Here is a 384-nt window from a genome sequence, read left to right as displayed (position 1 = left end):
GCTGGATCACCTCCTTTCTAAGGATATTACGGAATGACCATTAGGTCATGGAATAACGGAGACATATTGTATTCAGTTTTGAATGTTTATATCATTCAATTTAAGAATGGGCCTATAGCTCAGCTGGTTAGAGCGCACGCCTGATAAGCGTGAGGTCGATGGTTCGAGTCCATTTAGGCCCACCATTAAAATTTAATTCCCAATTAGGGGGCTTAGCTCAGATGGGAGAGCGCCTGCTTTGCACGCAGGAGGTCAGCGGTTCGATCCCGCTAGTCTCCACCATATTATATTGTACATTGAAAACTAGATAAGTAAGTAAAATAGATTTTACCAAGCAAAAAACCGAGTGAATTTCTAACGAAATTCAACAAGCTTAATAATCGC

General features: G+C 41.1%; 2 tRNA genes. Both read left to right on the top strand.

Annotated elements, in window-relative coordinates:
- Positions 1–108: 108 nt before the first annotated feature.
- A tRNA-Ile gene (locus LQ611_RS13980) sits at positions 109–185 on the top strand.
- A gap of 21 nt (positions 186–206) precedes the next feature.
- Positions 207–282: transfer RNA gene (locus LQ611_RS13975), tRNA-Ala, on the top strand.
- Positions 283–384 lie beyond the last annotated feature (102 nt).

Source organism: Mammaliicoccus sp. L-M44 (genome assembly GCF_022386355.1).
GTDB lineage: Bacteria > Bacillota > Bacilli > Staphylococcales > Staphylococcaceae > Mammaliicoccus > Mammaliicoccus sciuri_A.
Note: the sequence above shows the minus strand (reverse complement) of the source record. Positions and strands in the feature narration are given on the sequence as shown.